Here is a 2,715-nt window from a genome sequence, read left to right on the forward strand (position 1 = left end):
GGGGGCGGCGCTGGCGGTCTGGCAAAGCCAGTCCCGCGGCGCCCTTGGTTGTGTTGCTGGTTGCGTGAACGAGGATCTTTGACATGAAACAACTGCTCGAAAAACACTTTGGCAAGTTCTGGATGGCGCTGGTGTACCTGTTCCTGTACCTGCCGCTGTTTTTCATGATCGTGTTCTCGTTCAACAGCACCCGGCAAGACGCGCGCTTCACGGGTTTTTCGCTGCGCTGGTACGAGGCGCTCACGCGCGACAGCCGCATCGTCGATGGCTTCTGGCTGTCCATCAAGATCGCCACCATCACCGGTCTGCTCTCGGTGGTGCTGGCCACGTTTGCCGCCTTTGTGCTGGTGCGCTACCGGCGCTTCATCGGCCGCACCGTGTTCTCCGGCATGGTCAACGCGCCGCTGGTGATGCCCGAGGTGGTGATCGGCCTGTCGCTGCTGCTGCTCATGGTGGGCGCGCAGAATGCCTTTGGCTGGCCGGAGCGCGGCATGCTCACCATCATCCTGGGCCACACCTTGCTGGGCATGGCCTACGGCATGGTGGTGATCCAGTCACGCCTGCTGGAGATGGACCGCTCCATCGAAGAAGCCGCCATGGACCTGGGCGCGCGCCCGCACCAGGTGTTTTTCCTGATCACCCTGCCCAACATCTACCAGGCCTTGCTCGCCGCCTTCTTGCTGTCGTTCACCCTGTCGTTCGACGACGTGGTGATCGCCGAATTTCTCTCCGGTCCGGGCGTGAACACCTTGCCGCAGGTGATCTTTGGCTACGCGCGGCGCGGCATCAACCCCACCATTTACGCAGCGGCCACGCTGCTGATCGTGGCCGTCACCATCGTCATCGTGGGCTACAGCGTGCGGGTGGCGCGGCAGACGCGCAAACACGAGCGCGAAATCCAGGCCGCGACCCGGGCCGAACTGGCGGCGCTCGCACCCGGCGCCTGAAGCGGGGGGATCGGCAAGGGGGCCGATCCGGGGTCACCGAGATGCCAAGTGGTCCACTGCGCTTGTCGTGAAGCGGACGGGTCCGGCGCGCGCATGGGGGTAGCATGGTGGACTTGTTGAACCCCCTCACCAGAGACGTGAACCATGACCGAACTGAGCTTTGACGGCCGCGCCTTCATCAACGGCGAACGCGTCGCCGCGCGCGACGGCCAGACTTTTGACAGCATTTCGCCGGTGGATGGCCGGGTGCTGACCGCCGTGGCCCGTTGTGGCGAGGCCGATGTGGATGCCGCCGTGGCGGCAGGCCGTGCGGCGTTTGAAGACCGGCGCTGGAGCGGCATGGCGCCGGCCCAGCGCAAGCGGGTGATGATCAAGTTTGCCGAACAGTTGCTGGCGCATGCCGACGAGCTGGCCATGACCGAAACCCTGGACATGGGCAAACCGGTGAAGTACGCGCGAGCGGTGGATGTGAACGCCGCCGCCAACTGCATACGCTGGTACGGCGAGGCGGTGGACAAGGTGTACGACGAGATCGCGCCCACGGCGAGCAGTGCCTTGGCCCTGATCACCCGCGAACCGGTGGGCGTGGTGGGCGTGATCGTGCCCTGGAACTACCCCATGATCATGGCCGCGTGGAAGATCGCACCCGCGCTCGCCGCCGGCAATTCGGTGGTGCTGAAGCCGAGCGAAAAATCGCCGCTGACCGCGTTGCGCCTGGCCGAGCTGGCCTTGGCCGCCGGCATTCCGCCGGGCGTGTTCAACGTGGTGCCTGGCTATGGCCCCGAGGCGGGCAGCCCGCTGGCGCTGCACATGGATGTGGATTGCATCGCCTTTACAGGCTCCACGCGCGTGGGCAAGCAGATCCACGTGATGGCCGGGCAGAGCAATTTGAAGCGCGCCTGGACCGAGCTGGGCGGCAAGTCGCCCAACATCGTGTTCGCCGATTGCCCCAACCTGGACAAGGCGGTGGAAGCGGCGGTGGGCAGCATCTTCTTCAACCAGGGCGAGAGCTGCAACGCACCGTCGCGCCTGTTTGTGGAGGAAAGCATCAAGGACGCTTTTCTGGAAAAGGCCCTCAAGCTGGTGCCCAACTTCCAGCCGGGCAACCCGCTGGAAAAAGCCACGGTGATGGGGGCCATCGTCGACCAGGTGCAACTCGACAACGTGATGCGCTACATCGGCCTGGGTCAGAGCGAAGGCGCCAAGCTGCTGGCCGGTGGGTCGCTTGCGACGCCGGTGGCCGGTGGCTGCTACGTGCAGCCCACGATTTTTGACGGCGTGACGCCGCAGATGACAATTGCCCGCGACGAGATTTTTGGCCCGGTGCTCTCGGTGCTGTCGTTCACCGACGCCGTGGACGTGGTGAAGCAGGCCAACAGCAGCGTGTACGGCCTGCAGGCGGCGGTGTGGACGCGCGACATCAACAAGGCGCACGGCGTGGCGCGCGCGCTGCGGGCGGGCACGGTGCACGTGAATTCCTACGACGAGGACGACATCACGGTGCCGTTTGGTGGTTTCAAGCAGAGCGGGGTGGGGCGCGACAAGTCGCTGCACGCTTTTGACAAGTACACCGAAACCAAAACCACCTGGATCCGCATCGACAGCCCGGTGTGACGCCGTTGCGCCCGCGCAGGCCCCCGGTTGGGCTGGCCGGCGCAGGCGCTCGGTTTGGGGCTTGGCAGGTGGGCCACCCGCCTCGGGGTGCCCCGTGTTGGCCGCCGCCGTCCCGCGTTTGCGGGTGGCATGGGGGTTTTCGGGATAACCCACC

The 2,715-nt window shown here is 65.5% G+C and carries 2 protein-coding genes; both read left to right on the top strand.

What is annotated here, in order from left to right:
• Positions 1-83: 83 nt before the first annotated feature.
• Positions 84-947, top strand: a complete 864-nt coding sequence (locus ABYB95_RS20920; protein WP_372661441.1) for an ABC transporter permease — start codon at positions 84-86, stop codon at positions 945-947.
• Between the two features lie 144 nt (positions 948-1,091).
• Positions 1,092-2,561 (top strand): aldehyde dehydrogenase, encoded by a 1,470-nt coding sequence (locus tag ABYB95_RS20925; RefSeq protein WP_372661444.1) that lies wholly within the window; start codon positions 1,092-1,094, stop codon positions 2,559-2,561.
• The last annotated feature ends 154 nt before the right edge of the window (positions 2,562-2,715 follow it).

Origin of the sequence: Hydrogenophaga sp., assembly GCF_041633695.1 — a bacterium.
In the GTDB taxonomy this organism is placed as follows: Bacteria; Pseudomonadota; Gammaproteobacteria; order Burkholderiales; family Burkholderiaceae_C; genus Hydrogenophaga.